Annotated in this window: 1 pseudogene; it reads right to left on the bottom strand. The window is 61.0% G+C overall.

What is annotated here, in order from left to right:
- A pseudogene (locus SX1_RS23445) lies at positions 1–663 on the bottom strand (IS256 family transposase); the annotation flags it as partial.
- Positions 664–759 lie beyond the last annotated feature (96 nt).

The following is a 759-nucleotide window of genomic DNA, read 5'->3' as shown; positions in this document are numbered from 1 at the left end:
GGTTAAGCAGGAAGGCTGTCCAGAAGGGTTCTGCTTCCGAAGGGCCGATGTCCATGTCGAGAACTTCGCGGCGACCGTCGCTGTTCACGCCCACCGCGACGATCACTGCAACCGAGACGATCCGCCCGTTCTGGCGGACCTTCACATAGGTCGCATCGATCCAGAGATACGGCCAGTCGCCCTCGATCGGGCGATCCAGGAAGGCGTGGACGCGCTCGTCGAGTTCTTCGCACAGTCGGCTGACCTGGCTTTTGGAGATGCCATCCATACCCAGTGCGTTACGCCCTGCGGGCGTGGCCTTCGGCTGACCAGATCGTCGACCGAGCGGGTCGATATCCCCTGGATGTAGGCTTCCTGGATCACTGCGGTCAGCGCCCGCTCGGCCATCCGGCGTGGCTCCAGAAAACCGGGGAAGTAACTGCCCTTGCGTAGCTTGGGGATGCGCAACTCTGCTATTACGGCGCGAGTCTGCCAGTCGCGCTCACGATGGGCATTGCGCTGGACAAGCCGGGTAGACGACTTCTCGCCGTAGCCAGCGCCGGTCAAGTTGCCGACTTCCATCTCCATCAATCGCTCGGCCGCAAACGCGATCATGTCGCGCAAAATAGCAGCGTCCGGGGTCTCCTCCACCAGCGAACGCAAGTACATCATAGGGTCGGTCATCGTGGTTCCTTCCGTCAGGTTCGAGCTTCGCAACCCAAACCTATCCGAAAATCACGGTGACCACCTCAGACCCAACTACACAACCTCGTGGGACAC

This window comes from Sphingobium xenophagum NBRC 107872 (assembly GCF_000367345.1).
Taxonomy (GTDB): Bacteria; Pseudomonadota; Alphaproteobacteria; order Sphingomonadales; family Sphingomonadaceae; genus Sphingobium; species Sphingobium xenophagum.
The sequence above is the reverse complement of the archived record's forward strand: the minus strand, read 5'-3'. Positions and strand labels throughout refer to the sequence as shown.